Source organism: Cupriavidus pauculus (genome assembly GCF_002858765.1).
Lineage (GTDB): Bacteria > Pseudomonadota > Gammaproteobacteria > Burkholderiales > Burkholderiaceae > Cupriavidus > Cupriavidus pauculus_B.
In genome coordinates this window covers 17,751-33,548 of record NZ_PJRP01000023.1, presented here as the reverse complement: position 1 = coordinate 33,548, position 15,798 = coordinate 17,751, and the positions used below count along the sequence as shown (strand labels likewise).

16 protein-coding genes are annotated in these 15,798 nt (G+C 58.0%); 8 read left to right on the top strand and 8 right to left on the bottom strand.

The window, feature by feature from the left end:
• The first annotated feature begins 5 nt into the window (after positions 1-5).
• Genes CYJ10_RS30605 through CYJ10_RS30595 form a run of 3 tightly spaced genes read left to right on the top strand, consistent with a single transcriptional unit; the run spans position 6 to position 3,338 of the window.
• Entirely contained in the window at positions 6-689 is a 684-nt protein-coding gene (locus CYJ10_RS30605; RefSeq protein ID WP_101685198.1) for an ATP-binding cassette domain-containing protein, read from the top strand.
• Between the two features lie 14 nt (positions 690-703).
• A complete protein-coding gene (locus tag CYJ10_RS30600) occupies positions 704-1,831 on the top strand; it encodes a zinc-dependent alcohol dehydrogenase family protein (RefSeq protein ID WP_101685197.1) in 1,128 nt (375 codons plus the stop codon).
• A gap of 31 nt (positions 1,832-1,862) precedes the next feature.
• A complete protein-coding gene (locus tag CYJ10_RS30595) occupies positions 1,863-3,338 on the top strand; it encodes an aldehyde dehydrogenase (protein WP_101685196.1) in 1,476 nt (491 codons plus the stop codon).
• Between the two features lie 85 nt (positions 3,339-3,423).
• On the opposite strand, the gene CYJ10_RS30590 is transcribed toward CYJ10_RS30595, so the two are convergent.
• The 4 genes from CYJ10_RS30590 to pcaC form a co-directional block, all read right to left on the bottom strand.
• Entirely contained in the window at positions 3,424-4,113 is a 690-nt protein-coding gene (locus CYJ10_RS30590) for a GntR family transcriptional regulator (RefSeq protein WP_101685256.1), read from the bottom strand.
• A 125-nt stretch (positions 4,114-4,238) separates the two neighbouring features.
• Positions 4,239-5,213, bottom strand: coding sequence for a tripartite tricarboxylate transporter substrate-binding protein (locus CYJ10_RS30585; protein ID WP_101685195.1), 975 nt, complete (start codon positions 5,211-5,213; stop codon positions 4,239-4,241).
• Positions 5,214-5,376: 163 nt separating this feature from the next.
• Positions 5,377-6,240: an NAD(P)-dependent oxidoreductase gene (locus CYJ10_RS30580; protein ID WP_101685194.1), complete on the bottom strand. Its 864-nt coding sequence runs from the start codon at positions 6,238-6,240 to the stop codon at positions 5,377-5,379.
• Between the two features lie 9 nt (positions 6,241-6,249).
• A complete protein-coding gene (gene pcaC, locus CYJ10_RS30575) occupies positions 6,250-6,627 on the bottom strand; it encodes a 4-carboxymuconolactone decarboxylase (protein ID WP_101685193.1) in 378 nt (125 codons plus the stop codon).
• Positions 6,628-6,751: 124 nt separating this feature from the next.
• On the opposite strand from pcaC, the gene CYJ10_RS30570 reads away from it, so the two are divergent.
• Entirely contained in the window at positions 6,752-7,426 is a 675-nt protein-coding gene (locus CYJ10_RS30570; protein ID WP_101685192.1) for a GntR family transcriptional regulator, read from the top strand.
• 113 nt (positions 7,427-7,539) lie between these two features.
• Here the strand turns inward: CYJ10_RS30570 and CYJ10_RS30565 are convergent, their stop codons facing one another.
• From CYJ10_RS30565 to CYJ10_RS30550, 4 genes are all read right to left on the bottom strand, one after another.
• Positions 7,540-8,538 (bottom strand): Bug family tripartite tricarboxylate transporter substrate binding protein, encoded by a 999-nt coding sequence (locus tag CYJ10_RS30565; protein ID WP_308303027.1) that lies wholly within the window; start codon positions 8,536-8,538, stop codon positions 7,540-7,542.
• Positions 8,539-8,613: 75 nt separating this feature from the next.
• A complete protein-coding gene (locus CYJ10_RS30560) occupies positions 8,614-9,441 on the bottom strand; it encodes an enoyl-CoA hydratase-related protein (RefSeq protein WP_101685191.1) in 828 nt (275 codons plus the stop codon).
• Between the two features lie 10 nt (positions 9,442-9,451).
• On the bottom strand, positions 9,452-10,720 hold the full coding sequence (locus CYJ10_RS30555; RefSeq protein ID WP_101685190.1) for a CaiB/BaiF CoA transferase family protein: 1,269 nt from the start codon (positions 10,718-10,720) through the stop codon (positions 9,452-9,454).
• 118 nt (positions 10,721-10,838) lie between these two features.
• On the bottom strand, positions 10,839-11,789 hold the full coding sequence (locus CYJ10_RS30550) for a LysR substrate-binding domain-containing protein (RefSeq protein WP_101685189.1): 951 nt from the start codon (positions 11,787-11,789) through the stop codon (positions 10,839-10,841).
• Positions 11,790-11,995: 206 nt separating this feature from the next.
• Here CYJ10_RS30550 and CYJ10_RS30545 point away from each other — a divergent pair, with 206 nt between their 5' ends.
• From CYJ10_RS30545 to CYJ10_RS30530, 4 genes are read left to right on the top strand one after another with little or no spacing between them, the layout of a single operon-like run.
• Positions 11,996-13,684, top strand: a complete 1,689-nt coding sequence (locus CYJ10_RS30545) for an MFS transporter (RefSeq protein ID WP_101685188.1) — start codon at positions 11,996-11,998, stop codon at positions 13,682-13,684.
• Between the two features lie 32 nt (positions 13,685-13,716).
• Positions 13,717-14,550 (top strand): alpha/beta fold hydrolase, encoded by an 834-nt coding sequence (locus CYJ10_RS30540; RefSeq protein WP_101685187.1) that lies wholly within the window; start codon positions 13,717-13,719, stop codon positions 14,548-14,550.
• 6 nt (positions 14,551-14,556) lie between these two features.
• Positions 14,557-15,327, top strand: a complete 771-nt coding sequence (locus tag CYJ10_RS30535; RefSeq protein ID WP_101685186.1) for a short-chain dehydrogenase/reductase — start codon at positions 14,557-14,559, stop codon at positions 15,325-15,327.
• Complete coding sequence (locus CYJ10_RS30530) at positions 15,320-15,757, top strand: acyl-CoA thioesterase (RefSeq protein WP_101685185.1); 438 nt, start codon at positions 15,320-15,322, stop codon at positions 15,755-15,757. The genes CYJ10_RS30535 and CYJ10_RS30530 overlap by 8 nt, the downstream gene beginning before the upstream one ends.
• Positions 15,758-15,798: the final 41 nt, after the last annotated feature.

Here is a 15,798-nt window from a genome sequence, read left to right as displayed (position 1 = left end):
GTGCAATGTTAAAGCTATCTCAAACCACCATTCGGCTGGCAGGTATCGCAGTTCTGCGAGGGGTGAATGCCGAGTTTCACAAGGGGCAACTGGTTGCGGTGATCGGCCGAAACGGCGCCGGGAAGACCACGCTCCTGCGCTCGATTATGGGGCTTATCCCACTTGAGAGCGGGCGTATTGAGTTCGATGGCACGGACTTGGCAACAGTGCCGGCACACCGTCGCACCAGTCTAGGATTTGGTTATGCGCCTGAAGACCGCGTCATGTTTCCTACTTTCACTGTGGAAGAGAACCTTAGACTTCCCTGTCAGCTCCTTGGGCAGTCTAAGGTAGAAATTGACCAACGGCTAGAACGCGTGACGGAAGTGATTCCGCAGCTTGCGCAGCTGTTACCCCGCTCAGGGTCAGCGCTGTCGGGTGGCCAAGGAAAGATGGCTGCGCTGGCTCGTGCGCTTATGGCGGGTACCCGGTTGGTGCTGCTGGATGAGCCATTTCAAGGACTCGCCCCTGTGCTCGCAAACCAATATGCGGAAGCGTTGCGCAAACTGCGCGACCTGACGCCGGACCTTTGCGTCGTCGTGACCGAGTCGAACCGCAGCCTGCTGCGGGATCTGCCCGATGTGAATCTGATTATCGAACGCGGGGAGTGCCGTATGCAGTCGGAGCTCGACGCGGTAGCCGCTCACTAATCCAAGGAAGCTAGATGAAAATCCGTTCTGCAGTACTGCACTCGATGGATGCGAAGACACCGTTTGCAGAAACCAAGCCGTTGCGAATCGAAGAATTGGATCTGGACGAGCCAGGCCATGGGGAAGTGCTTGTTAAGATGGTCGCGGCAGGCCTTTGCCACTCCGACCTGTCGGTGATGACAGGTGTTCGTCCTCGCCCCGTTCCCATTGCATTGGGGCACGAGGCTTCAGCTCGAGTTGTGCGAACCGGTCCTGGTGTAGTAGACCTCAAGGAAGGCGATCTTGTGGTGTTGGTGTTCGTGCCAAGCTGCGGTCACTGTCTGCCTTGCGCAGAGGGCCGTCCCGCACTGTGCGAGCCGGCGGCTCAGACTAATACCGACGGTACGCTGTTCTCCGGCGCACGGCGTCTGCACCTGTCTAATCACCAGGCTGTCAATCATCACACCGGCGTTTCGGCCTTCTCGGACCATGCAGTGGTATCGCGCAACTCTTGCGTGAAGGTCGACGCGCCGATCGACCCTGTGGAGGCCGCATTGTTCGGCTGCGCAGTGCTCACCGGCGTTGGCGCAGTCATTAACACCGGTGGCATCAAGGCTGGCTCTACGGCTGCCGTCGTTGGCTTGGGAGGTGTGGGACTGTGCTCTCTGCTTGCTGCGGTCGCCTCGGGAGCCCGCGAAGTTATCGCGGTCGACATCCACGACAGCAAACTGGATATCGCACGCTCGCTCGGTGCTACCGCCGTGTACAACGCCCGCGATCCGGAAGCCATTGAGAGAATCCGTGCAGCAACGAAGGGTGGCGTGGACTATGCGTTCGAGATGGCCGGCGCGGTGCAGTCGATGGAAACCGCATATAGCATTACCCGCCGCGGTGGCACGACGGTTACTGCGGGACTTCCCGCTCCTACGGACCGTTGGCCGTTCCGTCAGCTCAGTTTGGTTGGCGAAGAGCGCACCATCAAGGGTAGCTACATTGGTTCGTGCGTGCCCGTTCGGGATGTCCCCCGTTACATTGGCATGTATCTCAACGGCAAGCTGCCTATCAACAAGCTGATGGGCAAGCGCCACACACTCGATCAAATCAACGAGGGCTTCGATAGGCTGGCCGGGGGCGAAAGTCTCCGTGACGTCGTCGTCTTCTGAATAGTCACGGATCAGGCCTAGGAGCGGTTACATGAAGACCTACAATCATTTCATCAACAACCGATTTGTTGAGCCCGCTGAGGGCGAGTGGATGGATACAATTAATCCGTACACTGGCGAGGCATGGGCACGCGTGCCGAAGGGAAGCGCGAAAGATGTTGATCTCGCTGTCGAGGCAGCCAAGCGAGCTATGACGGAAGGCCCATATGCAAAGATGACGCCTACGGAGCGCGGCAAGATGATGCTGCGCCTTGCGGAACTCGTTGCTGCAAACGCCGAGCGGTTGGCCGAGGTTGAGGTGCGCGACAATGGCAAGCTGATGTCTGAGATGCGAGGCCAGCTCAACTATCACCCGGAATGGTGGCGCTATTTCGGTGGCCTCGCGGACAAGTTGGAGGGTGGTGTCGTTCCTATCGACAAGCCCGAGCATTTTGCCTTTACCACCCATGAGCCCGTAGGCGTCGTGGGTGCTCTGACGGCCTGGAACTCTCCGCTGATGTTCATTGCATGGAAGTGTGCTCCGGCCATTGCCGCAGGATGCTCGGTGGTGGTCAAGCCCTCAGAGTTCACGTCAGCATCGACGCTTGAGTTTGCGGCGTTGACCAAGGAGGCGGGCTTCCCCGATGGCGTTTTCAACGTCGTGGCAGGCCTCGGTCCGACGGTCGGCTCAGCGCTAGTCAACCACCCGGACGTGGCAAAGATCACCTTCACGGGGTCGGACGCCACCGGTGCGGCGATCTATGCGCAAGCGGCAAAGACCATGAAACGGGTTACGCTTGAACTGGGAGGGAAGTCCCCGAACATCGTGTTTGCCGATGCGGACCTGGACAAGGCGGCAGCGGGTGCGATTTCCGGAATTTTCGCGGCCACAGGGCAGACATGTATCGCAGGCTCTCGACTTCTGGTCGAAAACTCCATCAAGGAAGCGTTTACCAAACGGCTAGTGGAGCTCGGGGCGTCGGCCAAGAAGGGCGATCCCATGAATCCCCAGACCAACATTGGACCGGTGACCACGCCCGCTCAATATCAGAAGATTTTGGATTACATCGATATCGCGAAAGGCGAGGGCGCTCGATGCGTGCTCGGCGGACAAGCCGCAAAGGATCTGCCAGGTGGGCAGTTTGTGGAGCCAACCATCTTTGTTGATGTCACGCCCCAGATGCGTATTGCTCGCGAAGAAGTCTTTGGCCCAGTGCTGTCCATTATTGGTTTTGATGGCGAAGAGGAAGCGATCCGCCTTGCCAACGACACCATTTATGGCCTGGCCGCTGGCGTGTGGACAGAGAATATTGGGCGCGCGGTTCGCATGTCGAAGGCGTTGAGGGCAGGCACCGTATGGGTCAACACCTATCGTGCCGTGAGCTATATGATGCCGTTCGGCGGAATGAAACACTCCGGCATTGGACGGGAGAGCGGGCTTGACGCGATCCGGCACTATCTTGAAACAAAGAGTACGTGGATCTCTTATGCGGAGGGCGTGCCAGCCAACCCGTTCGTGATGCGCTAGCGTCTCGCAGCGAGGTTGAGCAAGGCGGCCAGGGGGCGTTCGGACCTGGTCGCCATGTGGTATTTGGGCCGACTGCGAGTCGGCCTTATTCTTCTGCGCCGCTTTCTTTTTCGGATTCGGCGAGCATTCGCAAGGCGGCTTCCTGGGCGTTGGCAATGTGGACGCGAGCAGCCTGCTCAGCCCCTTCTTCGTCCCGTGCCTTCAATAGCTTGTAGAGCTTATCCATTTCTCGGAGGCTATCTGGCAATCTGCTCGGGTGCATCAGGGATGTCGTCCGCAGCAAATTGATGCGAGTATGCAAGCCTAGGAGTACTTCGCGAACATGCGCGTTACCGCAGTTGCTAAGCAGGATGTCGTATAGCTTTGCTTTTGCTTGCAATACGCCATCCTTGTTCTGTGCCGTGGCCTGCGCGCGGAGGTTTTTGACTGCTGCCCCGAATTCAGCAATGGCAGCGTCGCTGGCCAGTCGTGCAAATTCTCGTGCGGCGAAGCCTTCGAGCAGCCCCCGGAAGGCATACAATTGGCGCGCCTCATCGACAGACAGTCGTGCGACGATCGGCCCCTTGTGTGGCACGTTTTGTACAAGCTTCTCCGCCTCAAGCTTGCGAAGAGCTTCGCGCACAGATGTACGGCTAACGCCTAGCCGTTCGCACAACTCGCGTTCGACCAGACGGGCGCCAGGCGCGAAGCTGCCACTCGTGATGGCATCACGCAAAACGTTTTCTACCTGGCTACGCAGGGTTTCGGCCCGTATTAGGCCAATGTCCGTACTCATTTGGTTCTCGCGGTGGAAGAAGTCAATCTGAGGGGACATGCGTATGGCCCCCGGAAGGATATTATCCGAATACAATCGTACTGGAAAATCCCCGGGGGTTTACTTGCAACTTTGTTGCTTTTGAGCTACTGCGCGTAGATGCCGGCGGCCTTGATAACAGGTGTCCATCGCTCGATCTCGGCCTTAGTACGGGCACCCAAGATAGGCGCGTCGAGTTTGGGGCTCGCGGGAACGGTGACACCCAATGGGCCGAAACGCTGCAAGACAGCGGGGTCGTTCAGCGCGAAGCGCATCGCCTGGTTCAGGCGGGCAATCACAGCAGGAGGCGTCCCCTTCGGTGCGTAGAGTCCATGCCAGACTTGGAGTTCGAAGTTCGGAAGCCCAGCCTCAGAGAAGGTCGGTACGTCGGGCAGGGTATCGAGTCGGGACTGAGCCGCCAGCGCATAGGGTTTCAACATGCCGCTCTTGATGTAGGTCCCCGTCGCCACAGGCTGGTCACAAAGCAGATCCACCTGTCCACCCAGCAGGTCTTGGAGGGCGGGGCCCGTACCTCGGTAGGGCACCATTGTTACCTCGGTTCCCAATGCCTTCGCGATTAGCATGGCGCAAAGGTGCGATGTCGAGCCATTGCCCGCATGTCCGAAGCGCACACCAACTTGCTTCTGCTTGACGTACGCGATAAGGTCCTTGAGGTTCGACGGGGCTAGGCCCTTGGCGCCAACGAGGATCATCGGTACGTCCGCTGCCTGAGCGACAGGCTCCAGATCCTTGGTCGAATCGAAGCTCAGCTTTTTGTACAGCGCCGGCGCAGTGGCGATCCCCATGTTGTGGAACAGTAACGTGTATCCGTCGGGAGTTGCGTTGGCAACCCGAGCGGTGCCGATGGTGCCGCCAGCACCGCCGGCATTCTCTACGACCACCGGTTGCTTGAGATTACGGGACATCGCTTCACCGAGCGCTCGACCGATGACGTCAGTGGAGCCGCCCGGTGCATATGGGATGATGACCTGAATCGGCTTTGTCGGATATGACTGTGCGAGTACGAGTCCCGAAACCAGGCTCAGCGTCACGCCTGCAATTGTTGAACGAATGCACTGCATGAATGTCTCCTGCTTTTGATGGCGATTTACTTGGGATCGCCTTGTTTTTGCGGCTTTCGGGTGAGCGCGGCCCTCCCGCAGAAGAATGCGGGCGCATAACATGCAAGGGGAAAGGCCGGGTGCGCGGAAGCCGTCCAAATGCGCACCCGGTAAAGGGAGACCTCTACTGAGGTTGGACGTAGCGATACATCTCGGTATGGTCGGCATCCTTACCAAGTAGTTCAGACGCACGCGAGCACATCTCGCTAACGTGGCCGCCGAGTTGCATCGATGCGTGGACCGCCTCTGCCAAATCCGCAGCGATGCCGACGTCCTTGGCCATCAGTGCGAGCGAGAAGCCAGAGTTGAACGCGCCAGACAGCATGAACTGCTTAGCTTTGTTCTCGGTGGTGTTGTTTTTGCCGGTGGAGCTATTGAGCACATCGACCATGACGTTTGGATCGATGCCAAACCGTTGGCCTGCAATCAAGGCTTCCGCCGTCGCGATGAGACCTGCTGCCGAGACATAGTTGTTCAGTGCCTTCATGGCATGACCGGCACCAATGCTTCCAACCGTCGTGATGGCCTTGCCCAGATGTGCAAGAATCGGACGAGCCCGTTCGATGTCTGCAGGATCGCCCCCGGTCATGATCGCTAGCGTGCCTGCACAAGCCCGAGATACGCCGCCGGATACCGGTGCGTCAATCAGGCGCTTCCCGGCCGCACCTACAGCCTCGGCGAGCGCGCGTGTCCGAACGGGGTCCGCTGAACTCATATCGATGATAAGTGCACCGGACGGAAGCGCGCTCAGCAGCCTATGCACGGTGGCGTCCACGATGTCCGAATTGGGCAACATCGTAATCACCACATCGCAAGCGCTAAAGGCTTGCAGGTCATCGGCGACACGTGCGCCGGTGAACTCCGCACCGAAGCGCTGACGGGTCTCAGGTACAACGTCATACGCCAGTACGCTGATGTCCGCCGCCACAAGTCGTCCTGCCATGGGGAAGCCCATCATCCCCAGGCCGATGAATCCAAGCTGTTTCATGGCGTCTCCTCAGATGCCCATTTCCTTGAATACTTCACGGGCGATACGGAAAGAGTCGATGGCCGCCGGCACGCCGCAATAAATGGCCACTTGCAGGAAGACTTCCTTGACCTCGTCTTTCGTCAGGCCATTGTTGATGGCGCCACGCACGTGAAGCTTGAGCTCGTGCGGGCGATTGAGCGCTGCGATCATGGCCAGGTTGAGGAAGCTTCGCGTACGGCGTTCCAGTCCCGGGCGATTCCAGACGTCGCCCCAACAATACTGGGTCACCAACTCCTGCATCTCCCGGTTGAAATCGTCGGCGTTCTTCAGCGATGCGTCAACGTACTCGCTGCCAAGAACTTCACGGCGGGTCTTGAGGCCCTTGTCAAACAGCTCCTGATTCATCGTTCGCTCCTTTGGAAAAGTAGTTCATCGTAGAGTCTCACAGACAGTAAGTCAATACGACTGTCATACAATCTGCATGACTGAAAATCTGAGATAATTACGACTCTCCCCCAAATGTCTTGTTATGGAAACCGATCTGTTCATCAAGCGCGATATGACGACCTTGCGCCAGCAAGTGACGGCAAGGCTACGTGACGCGATCGTTGCGGGTACCTGGGCGCCAGGGTTGCGGCTCGTTGAGCGTGAGCTATGCGATAGCCTTGGCGTAAGTCGTCCTCTCGTAAGGGAGGCGCTTCAGCAATTGGAAGCTGAAGGGTTGATCAACCTGGTCCCTCACAAGGGACCGATGGTGGCGACAATTTCGGTCGAGGAATCACAGCAGATATACGCTGTGCGTGCTTACCTGGAAGCGTGCATTGGTGAGGGCTTTGCCCGATGCGCATCCGATGCGCAAATCAAACGCTTGCGAGAGGCGTTGCGCTATCTCGCTACTCCGGAGGCGTCGATGAGTACCGATGCCTTGGTAAACGGCAAGAACGAGTTCTATGCGATCCTGATGGAGGGGAGCGGAAACAAGATTGCCAGCCAGATGCTGACTCAGCTCAACAATCGCATCACACTGCTTAGGCGTGTGTCGCTTGGGAGGTCGGGGCGTCTGGCGGAGTCGCTAAAGGAACTCGATGCGGCAGTGACGGCAATCGAGAAGCGGGATGCCGAGACGGCACGCAAGCTTTGCTTCGAGCATGTCGTCAGCGCAGCGAGTGCTGCGCAGGAAGCACGAACACTCGCCGAAGCATAGTCTGCGAGAAGACTATCCCAGGCATGTGGGAGTAACCGACGGAAGACTGCGATGGTCTCCATCGTCGGCTGGAATAGGTGATTCGTCTGATGGCTCAGGCAGCCGTTGTCTTACTAGTCGATCTTGGCGCCACTCTGAGCGATGAGCTCGACGTCGAGCTTGCCTTCACGTACCGCGAATGCTCTGAATGCATCGGGCGAAGTCGACGGAGCCGCTTCTTCCCCGCGACCGGCGAGTTGCTTCTGTACCGCCGGCTCGCGAAGTACTTTTGCGCTCGCAGAAAACAGCCGTTGTACGATTGCCGTCGGTGTGTTCTTTGGAACGAACAGGCCATACCAGTTCGACAAGTCGTAACCCGGAACACCTGATTCGGCAATCGTCGGGTAAGCGGGCATCGCCGAGGATCGCTTCGCCGAGGTTACTGCGATGGGTGTCAGCTTCCCGGCGTCAATTAAAGGCTGCACCGACGCTGGTGTGGCAAAACTCAACTGCGCATCGTTGGCTGCAACTGCCTGGCCAGACTGGGCTCCGCCTTTATACGGGACATGCGTCATGCTGACATTTGCCAACTTGGCGAAATGGACACCTGCCAAGTGCGTGATGACACCGTTTCCGCTCGAAGAGTAGTTCAGTGCGCCAGGTTGCTGCTGCGCCTTCTTCAACAGGTCGGCAGTGGACTTAATGCCGGACGCCTTGCCTGCAACCAGCAGCAGTGGTGCTGTGGTCAATTGCGTGACAGGCAGAAAATCTGCATCGGTGTAACGCAGATTCTTGTACAACGCATTGTCGCCGCCCATCAGGCTCGCGCCGCCAATGTAGAGCGTGTACCCATCCGGCTGAGACTTGGCAACGTAGTCGGCTGCGATCGTGGTGCCGGCACCAGGACGGTTGTCGACGATAACGGTTTGCTTCAGTTCTTTCGAAAGTGCGTCGCCGTAGATGCGCGCGATGGTATCTGCAGCGCCCCCCGGTGGGAAGCCAATGACGATTCTGACCGGTTTGGAAGGGTAGTTTTCCTGCGCGGTGGCAGAGACGGGCGCCATGAGCGTAAACGTGGAAAGCGCGCCGAGTGTGGAAAGCGTGGCAACCAGGTGCCGAGTATGCAAACGCATGAGGTCTCCTCTTTCTGCTTCATTCGCCGATCTGCGCGGCGTTGGGTAAATTCACTTGAAAGCGCTTCGGCGAAGCTATCGCCCTTGAAACATAGGCCGACGCTTCTCACCAAAGGCACGCCTTCCTTCCGCGTAATCCTCGCTATCCGCGGCTCTGTCCACTAGGGCTTGCACCGTCGCGGGAGTGAGGGCGGGGTCAGCCGATGCGAGGCCATTCAGGATGGCTTTGGCGCCGCTGATGGAGAGCGGTGCGTTGTCGGCCAACACCGCAGCTACCGAGCGGGTGTGTCCCATAACGTCCTCGTCGACCTCGTCAACGAGCCCGATGCGGAAGCCTTCAATTGCGCCGAATGGCTCGCCAGAGAACAGGATGCGCTTTGCGTTCGATAGGCCGACAAGCTCAAACAGCCTGCGCGTGCCCTTAAGTCCGTAGACGATAGAAAGTCGTGCGGCAGGAATCGACAGTTTGGCATCCGGTACCGCGTACCGGAAATCACAGGCCATTGCCAGGTTCATTGCGCCGCCCATGCAAAAGCCGTTTATGGCGGCCATTGTCGGCTTCGATACGTTGGCAATGGCGTCACAGCATCCATCCACCGCTTCCTCGTAAATGACCACTTGCTCCGGATTCGAACGAACAGTTGCGAACTCGCTGATGTCTGCTCCTGCGCAGAAACTTGGCCCACTGCCGGTGATGGCGATCACGCGCACGTCAGCTCGTGCATCCAGTTCAGTCATCACGGCACCGATGGCCCGCCACATCGCCAGTGTCAGAGCGTTGCGCTTGTCGGCACGTTCAATCGACAGCACTGCGAGTCCATTCTCGATGCGCAGACCGAGATTGTTGCTTGCCGCGATATCGCCGGCGTTTCCGGAAGACCCTTCGATGTGTGCGTTGCGCATGGTCGTCCTTTCAGGGAGTCACGGCTTCGGCCGTGGTGGTCAAGCGGGTTTCGGTAGTGGATTCAGCCTGGAAGACGGCGCCGCAAGAAACCAGATTCTCGATTTCATCGTCGGAGAAGTCGAAATCGCGGAGGATTGCCACGCTATCCTCGCCGACCCGCGGCGGCGCACTGGCTGCGATTTGCGTTTTGCCGTTGAAAAGAATCGGCAACCCCAGTGCCCGCATACCTTGGCCATCAGGGCCATCAACGTCTACGACCATGCGGACGGCGCGCGCCTGTTCGTGTTCCAGAGCCTGGCCCACGTCGTTCACAGGGCCAGCAGGAATTGACGCCGCGTCGAAGCGTTCGAGCCAGGTAGTCAGCGTGTCAACTGCGAGCACTTCCTCAATGAGCGCAGCCAGGACCTTACGGTTCGTCAAACGTAGGTCGGGAGTGTCGAATCTCGGATCGTCTTTCCATTCCGGGTGACCGAGGACATCCGCGATACGTTCCCAGTTCGCTTGATTAGCTCCGCCAATTGCGACGCGGCCATCTGCGCAGCGGTAGACTTGGTACGGTGCGATCAGAGGATGAGCAGTTCCCGACGGCTTTGGCACGATGCCGCGTGAGAAGTAGCCGGCGGCGTGCCAATACAACTGCTGCATCGAAGCTTGCAGGAGCGATGTGTCCACATGCTGTCCCTTGCCCGTCCGCAGACGGTGGATGTATGCAGCAAGAATGCCGACGGCAGCCAGTACCCCAGCGTTCACGTCGGCAATCGAGATGCCGGGCTTTACCGGCTCACCGCCATCCTCGCCAGTCACGCTGATTAGACCGCTGAAGGCCTGAAGGACGAGGTCGAAACCGCCCTTGTTTGCCAACGGTCCTTGCCTGCCATAGCCAGTAATCGAGCAGTAGATCAGTGCGGGATTGACTTCTTTGAGGGCGTCATAGCCCAGGCCAAGCCGTTCCATCACACCCAGACGGAAGTTTTCCGTCAGTACATCCGCTTGCGCCACCATGCGCATGAGGGCAGCTTTACCCTCCGGAGACTTCACGTTGATGCCAATTGACCGCTTGCCACGGTTAAGCATCATGAAGGATGGCGGTAGGCCACTATCGCCTTCGCGACGGTAGTTGCGGGCGTCGTCGCCCGCCGGAAACTTCTCTACCTTGTAGACCTCGGCGCCCATGTCGGCCAGCATCAAACCGCATGTCGGGCCGGCCATGATCTGCGACAGTTCCAGAACTTTGACGCCTTTCAGCGGCTGCTCGAACGAATCTTGTGCCGTGCTCATCTCCACTTCCTGTCTTGTTCGCGTGGGGCCGGCAGGAATTGCCAACCTCTAATGCGCCGAAGTATAGAGACGCATTTGCTCGCAAAAAAATATGGAATGTGGATGGATCAATAGGAAATTACGATGGATCGGCGAGAGGCGACCCTGGCAGTAGCTTGGCGCCCATCCACTTCCCACTTTGGAGAAGCCTGCGCAGGATCGATAGCGATGTTGACGCGACAATGTCAGCTGCTCGACTCAGCGGGAGATTGTCCGACACGCATAGGGAGATTTCTCGATCCAGCCGATAGCCGGCTATCGGCAGTGCCGCGATGCGCGTCTGCCGAGCGACTTCATCGGAAAGCGCAGACCAGGGCAGCACCGTCCATCCAAGGTCAGCAGCTACCAGACGTATGAGCATGTCAGTTGCACTGACTTCGCTGACGAGCCGGTATTTCAAATGTTTGTCTAGAAGAGCAGCCTCGACGCGCTGGCGGATGGTGCTTGGGACGCTCGGAAGAATTAGAGGGCTGTCCGCAAGCTCGCGCAGCTTTAGCGTTTGCCGACCTTGGGCGGAGGCCTGAGGCAGGACCGCATACAGAGCCTCGGTAAAGAGTGGCGCAATCTTCACGCCGCGCCTGGGCTGAGCATCCACGGCGATCGCTATATCAAGCTTGCCGGCAGCAACCAGGTCGACAAGTTCTGCACTTGGCCTCTCGATGAGCTCCAAAAGGATCCCCCCACTCGCTAGCAGTTCACGGATCAGTGGCTCCGCCAGCATTTTCCCCGTGCTGCCCGGAATGCCAATGGCAGCTCGGCCAGTTGGATGGGCGACCTCCTGTGTGACAGCCTGCCGCACATCTTCATGCTGCCTGAGTAGTGACTTGGCGTAGCCATAGAGCACCTCGCCAGGTGAGGTGAGACGCGCGCCATACACGCCTCGGTCGAACAGGCGAGTGCCGAGCTCGGACTCGAGGTTGGCGATTTGCTGGCTCAGTGCAGGCTGTGCAATGAGAAGCGCCTCAGATGCCCGAGTCATGTTCCCGAGTTCGGCAATCTTTACGAAGTAGCGCAGTTGCTTGAATTCCATAGATGTGCAAATGAGTACCTGCCTTGTGCAGTCTTCATCGATAAGATTACACGATGGAATCATAGTTATTCCATATTTTTCATCGATTGATGCCGTCCATATACTGCCCCCACACAAATCCGTCCTGCAACAGCAGGCGACGGCACGAGTCGCATGGCCATATGCCAACTGAGCCGGCGATTCGGAGGCCGAATCAGGAGACAGTAATGACCGCTAGCATCGACGGCGCAGTTAGTGCCGCACACACGCACTCTCCGAAATCTGATCAGACCCAGCGCCGTGTCGTGCTGGCTTCGTCGCTAGGTACCATGTTTGAGTGGTACGACTTCTTCCTTGCAGGATCCCTGGCGGCACAGATTTCGGCGAATATTTTCTCCGGTGTAAACCCAACGGCGGCATTCATCTTCACGCTACTCAGCTTTGCGGCGGGGTTTGCTGTTCGGCCGTTTGGTGCTCTGTTTTTTGGAAGAATCGGCGACATTGTTGGTCGCAAGTACACGTTCATGGTGACGATCGCGCTGATGGGCGTCGCAACGTTTGCCATCGGCCTGCTGCCTGGCTATGCCCAAATTGGCATTGCTTCGCCAATCCTCTTCGTTGCCATGCGCATGCTCCAGGGCCTAGCACTGGGCGGGGAGTATGGCGGCGCGGTCGTCTACGTTGCCGAGCACGCTGGCAACCACGAGCGCGGTGCACGTACAGCCTGGATCCAGGCAACCGCTGCGCTTGGCCTGTTGCTCTCGCTCGCGGTTATCCTGCCCACCCGATTCCTGCTTGGTGAGGAGACGTTTACTGCTTGGGGCTGGCGCGTCCCATTCCTGGTATCTCTGCTTCTGCTGCTGATTTCCCTGCGAATCCGTCTGTCGCTGCATGAGTCTCCGGAGTTCGAACGCATGAAGCAGGAGGGCGCGACATCGAAAGCGCCGATCTCTGAAGCTTTCGGTCAATGGAAGAATCTTCGTCTCGTGTTCCTTGCCTTGTTCGGCATGGTGATGGGGCAGGCCGTAGTGTGGTACGCGGGACAGTTCTACACGATGTTCTTCCTCACGCAGACGCTGAAAGTCGATGGTGGAACAGCCAACCTCCTGATCATCGTGGCCACGATTGTCACCACGCCGTTCTATGTCATATTTGGCAAGCTTTCCGACCGCATCGGTCGTAAGCCCGTCTTTATGTCGGGCTGCTTGCTCGCGGCGGTCTTTTTCTTCCCATTGTTCAAGGCACTGACGCACTATGCGAATCCGTCGCTGGAGCGGTCACAGCAATCGGCGCCGATTGCTGTGCATGCTGACCCAGGACGTTGCAGCTTCCAGTTCAACCCCGTCGGTACGGCCGAGTTCAAGACTTCCTGTGATATTGCACGCGCTGCTATTGCCAAGGCCGGTCTGAATTACACGTCAGTCCCAGCTGCATCCGGTCAAACGGCAAAGATTGTCGTGGGAAACATCACGATTGACGGTTTTGAGGGCGGTACGCCCTCTGACGCGGCAAAGACAAAAGCCTTGAATGCTGCCCTGAGCAAGGCCCTTGCAGACAGTGGTTACCATGTCGGACCTGCAGATCCGAACCAGATCAATAAGCCCATGACAGTTCTGGTCCTGATCGCTCTGATGCTATTCGGCACGATGACCTACGGCCCCATCGCCGCCATGCTGGTGGAACTGTTCCCGTCTCGGATTCGATACACGGCGATGTCTTTGCCGTACCACGTCGGCATTGGCTGGTTTGGGGGATTCTTGCCGGCCACTACTTTTGCTATATCCGCTGCTGTCGGGGATATCTATGCTGGGCTGTGGTATCCCGTGGCCCTGGCTGCGGCATGTTTCCTCATTTGCGGACTGTTCGTTCGCGAGAGTAAAGGGATTAACATCTACTCGGCCAGCCAACAACGCTGACATTGAAAAATACAAACTGACGAGACTCCATCATGCAGTTCGCAGATTCTCAAGGCGTAAAGCTATTCGTCCAGTCGACCGGATCAGGCACGCCTATCGTCTTCGTTCACGAATTTGCCGGCGACTATCGCAACTACGATGACCAAGTGCGATTCTTCGGTCCACACTTCCGTTGCATCACGTTCAACGCACGAGGGTATCCTCCGTCTGAAGTACCCACGGATGTAGAGCAGTACGGACAGGCGTTTGCGGTGGAAGACATCGCAAGCGTGCTGCGCTGGGCTGGCGTGGATACTGCCCACATTGTCGGCGTGTCTATGGGAGGCTACGCCACATTGAACTTCGGACTGACTTACCCTGAGAAAGCGCGATCACTGACACTGGTCGGAGCGGGTCACGGTTCGGATCCTGCACGTCGAGATCAATTCCTCAAGGATAGTGCCGACCTGGCGGATCGACTAGTGAACTTGGGCATGGAGCAGGGGATTGTTCACTATGCCAACAGCACAATCCGTCGACGCTTCAAGGAAAAGAATCCACGCGGATTCGATGCATTCAATCGCCAATTTGCTGAACATTCGGCATTGGGGTCGTCCTTGACCACGCGCGGATACCAGATGCGTCGTCCGACGATCTACGAGCTTGAGGCGAAGATGCGGGGGTTGCGCGTCCCGACGCTGATCGTCGCGGGCGACGACGACGAACCCTGTATCGAACCTGCGCTCTTCATGAAACGCACTATCCCCGATGCCAGACTCTGGATTGTTCCGCGAACCACGCACGCGGTGAATCTGGAAGAGCCTGAGGCATTCAATCGCGTAGTTTTTGACTTCATCATGTCGGCAGACCGGCAGCGGCAGGAGTAACGGGAAATGAACCTACACTTGCAAGGAAAATCCGTTCTGATCACAGGTGGAACAAGAGGCATTGGCCTGGCCTGCGCTAGAACATTTGCGGCCGAAGGTTCGAGCGTCACCATTGCGGGCACCTCCGCAGAGTCGGCGGACCGCGCGCAACGCGAGCTCAAGGACAAGGATGGCGTAAGCGTCGATACGTTCGTCGGCGATCTTTCTTTGCCGGATGTACGGCGGGCGCTTGAATCCCGGCTTGAAACAGTGGATGTCCTTGTCAACAACGCTGGTGCGATCCCTGGTGGTGGACTAACTGCCATGAGCGATTCGCAGTGGCGTGAGGCATGGGAGTTGAAGGTCTTTGGTTACATCGAGACAACTCGACTCGCGCTGCCGAAAATGATGGCGCGTGGCTCTGGAGTCATCGTCAACGTCATCGGAATTGCAGCGGAGATGCCGCGATACGATTACCTTTGCGGGGCGACAGGTAACGCCGCGCTGTCGACATTCACTCGAGCTGTCGGTGCCCACGCGACCACGCGCGGAGTGCGTGTCGTAGGCGTCCACCCGGGCCCGACGGAGACGGACAGACTCGTGAAGCTCTACAAGGCTCGTGCGCAGGAGAAGTTCGGTGACGAATCCCGCTGGCAGGAAATGTTGGGGCATCTGCCATTCGGTCGGGCGGCGCAAGCGAGCGAGATGGCTGACCTGGTGGTGTATCTCGCTTCAGCCCGCGCATCGTACCTAAGCGGAGTTGTGGTGGACGCCGACGGGGGCGCGCGCTATGCGTGAGGCGGTTCGTGCGGATTTTCCGCACCTTGCCAATATTCAAACACGGTGGATGGACAATGATGTCTATGGCCACGTCAATAATGTCACGTACTACAGCTACTTCGACACCGCAGTCAATCAGTACTTGATCGAGCAAGGTGTGCTCAATATTCACAGCGGACGAGTGGTTGGCCTTGTCGTGGACACGGGTTGCTCCTATTTCCGATCCATTGCTTTTCCTGACAGCCTGGAAGTGGCGATACGTGTGGCGAAGCTCGGGAATTCGAGCGTTCGGTACGAAGTCGGAGTGTTTCGGGCCGGTGAGGAAGCCATCTGCGCCGCCGGTCACTTCGTTCACGTCTATGTGGACCGCGATACGGGACGGCCGGTCCCACTGCCCGATGCAACACGCGAAGTTCTCATGAAGCTAAGGGCGGAATCTGCTTCGTAGCATCTGCGGAAACTAAGTTGTCGCGCCAGATCGCAAAGCGA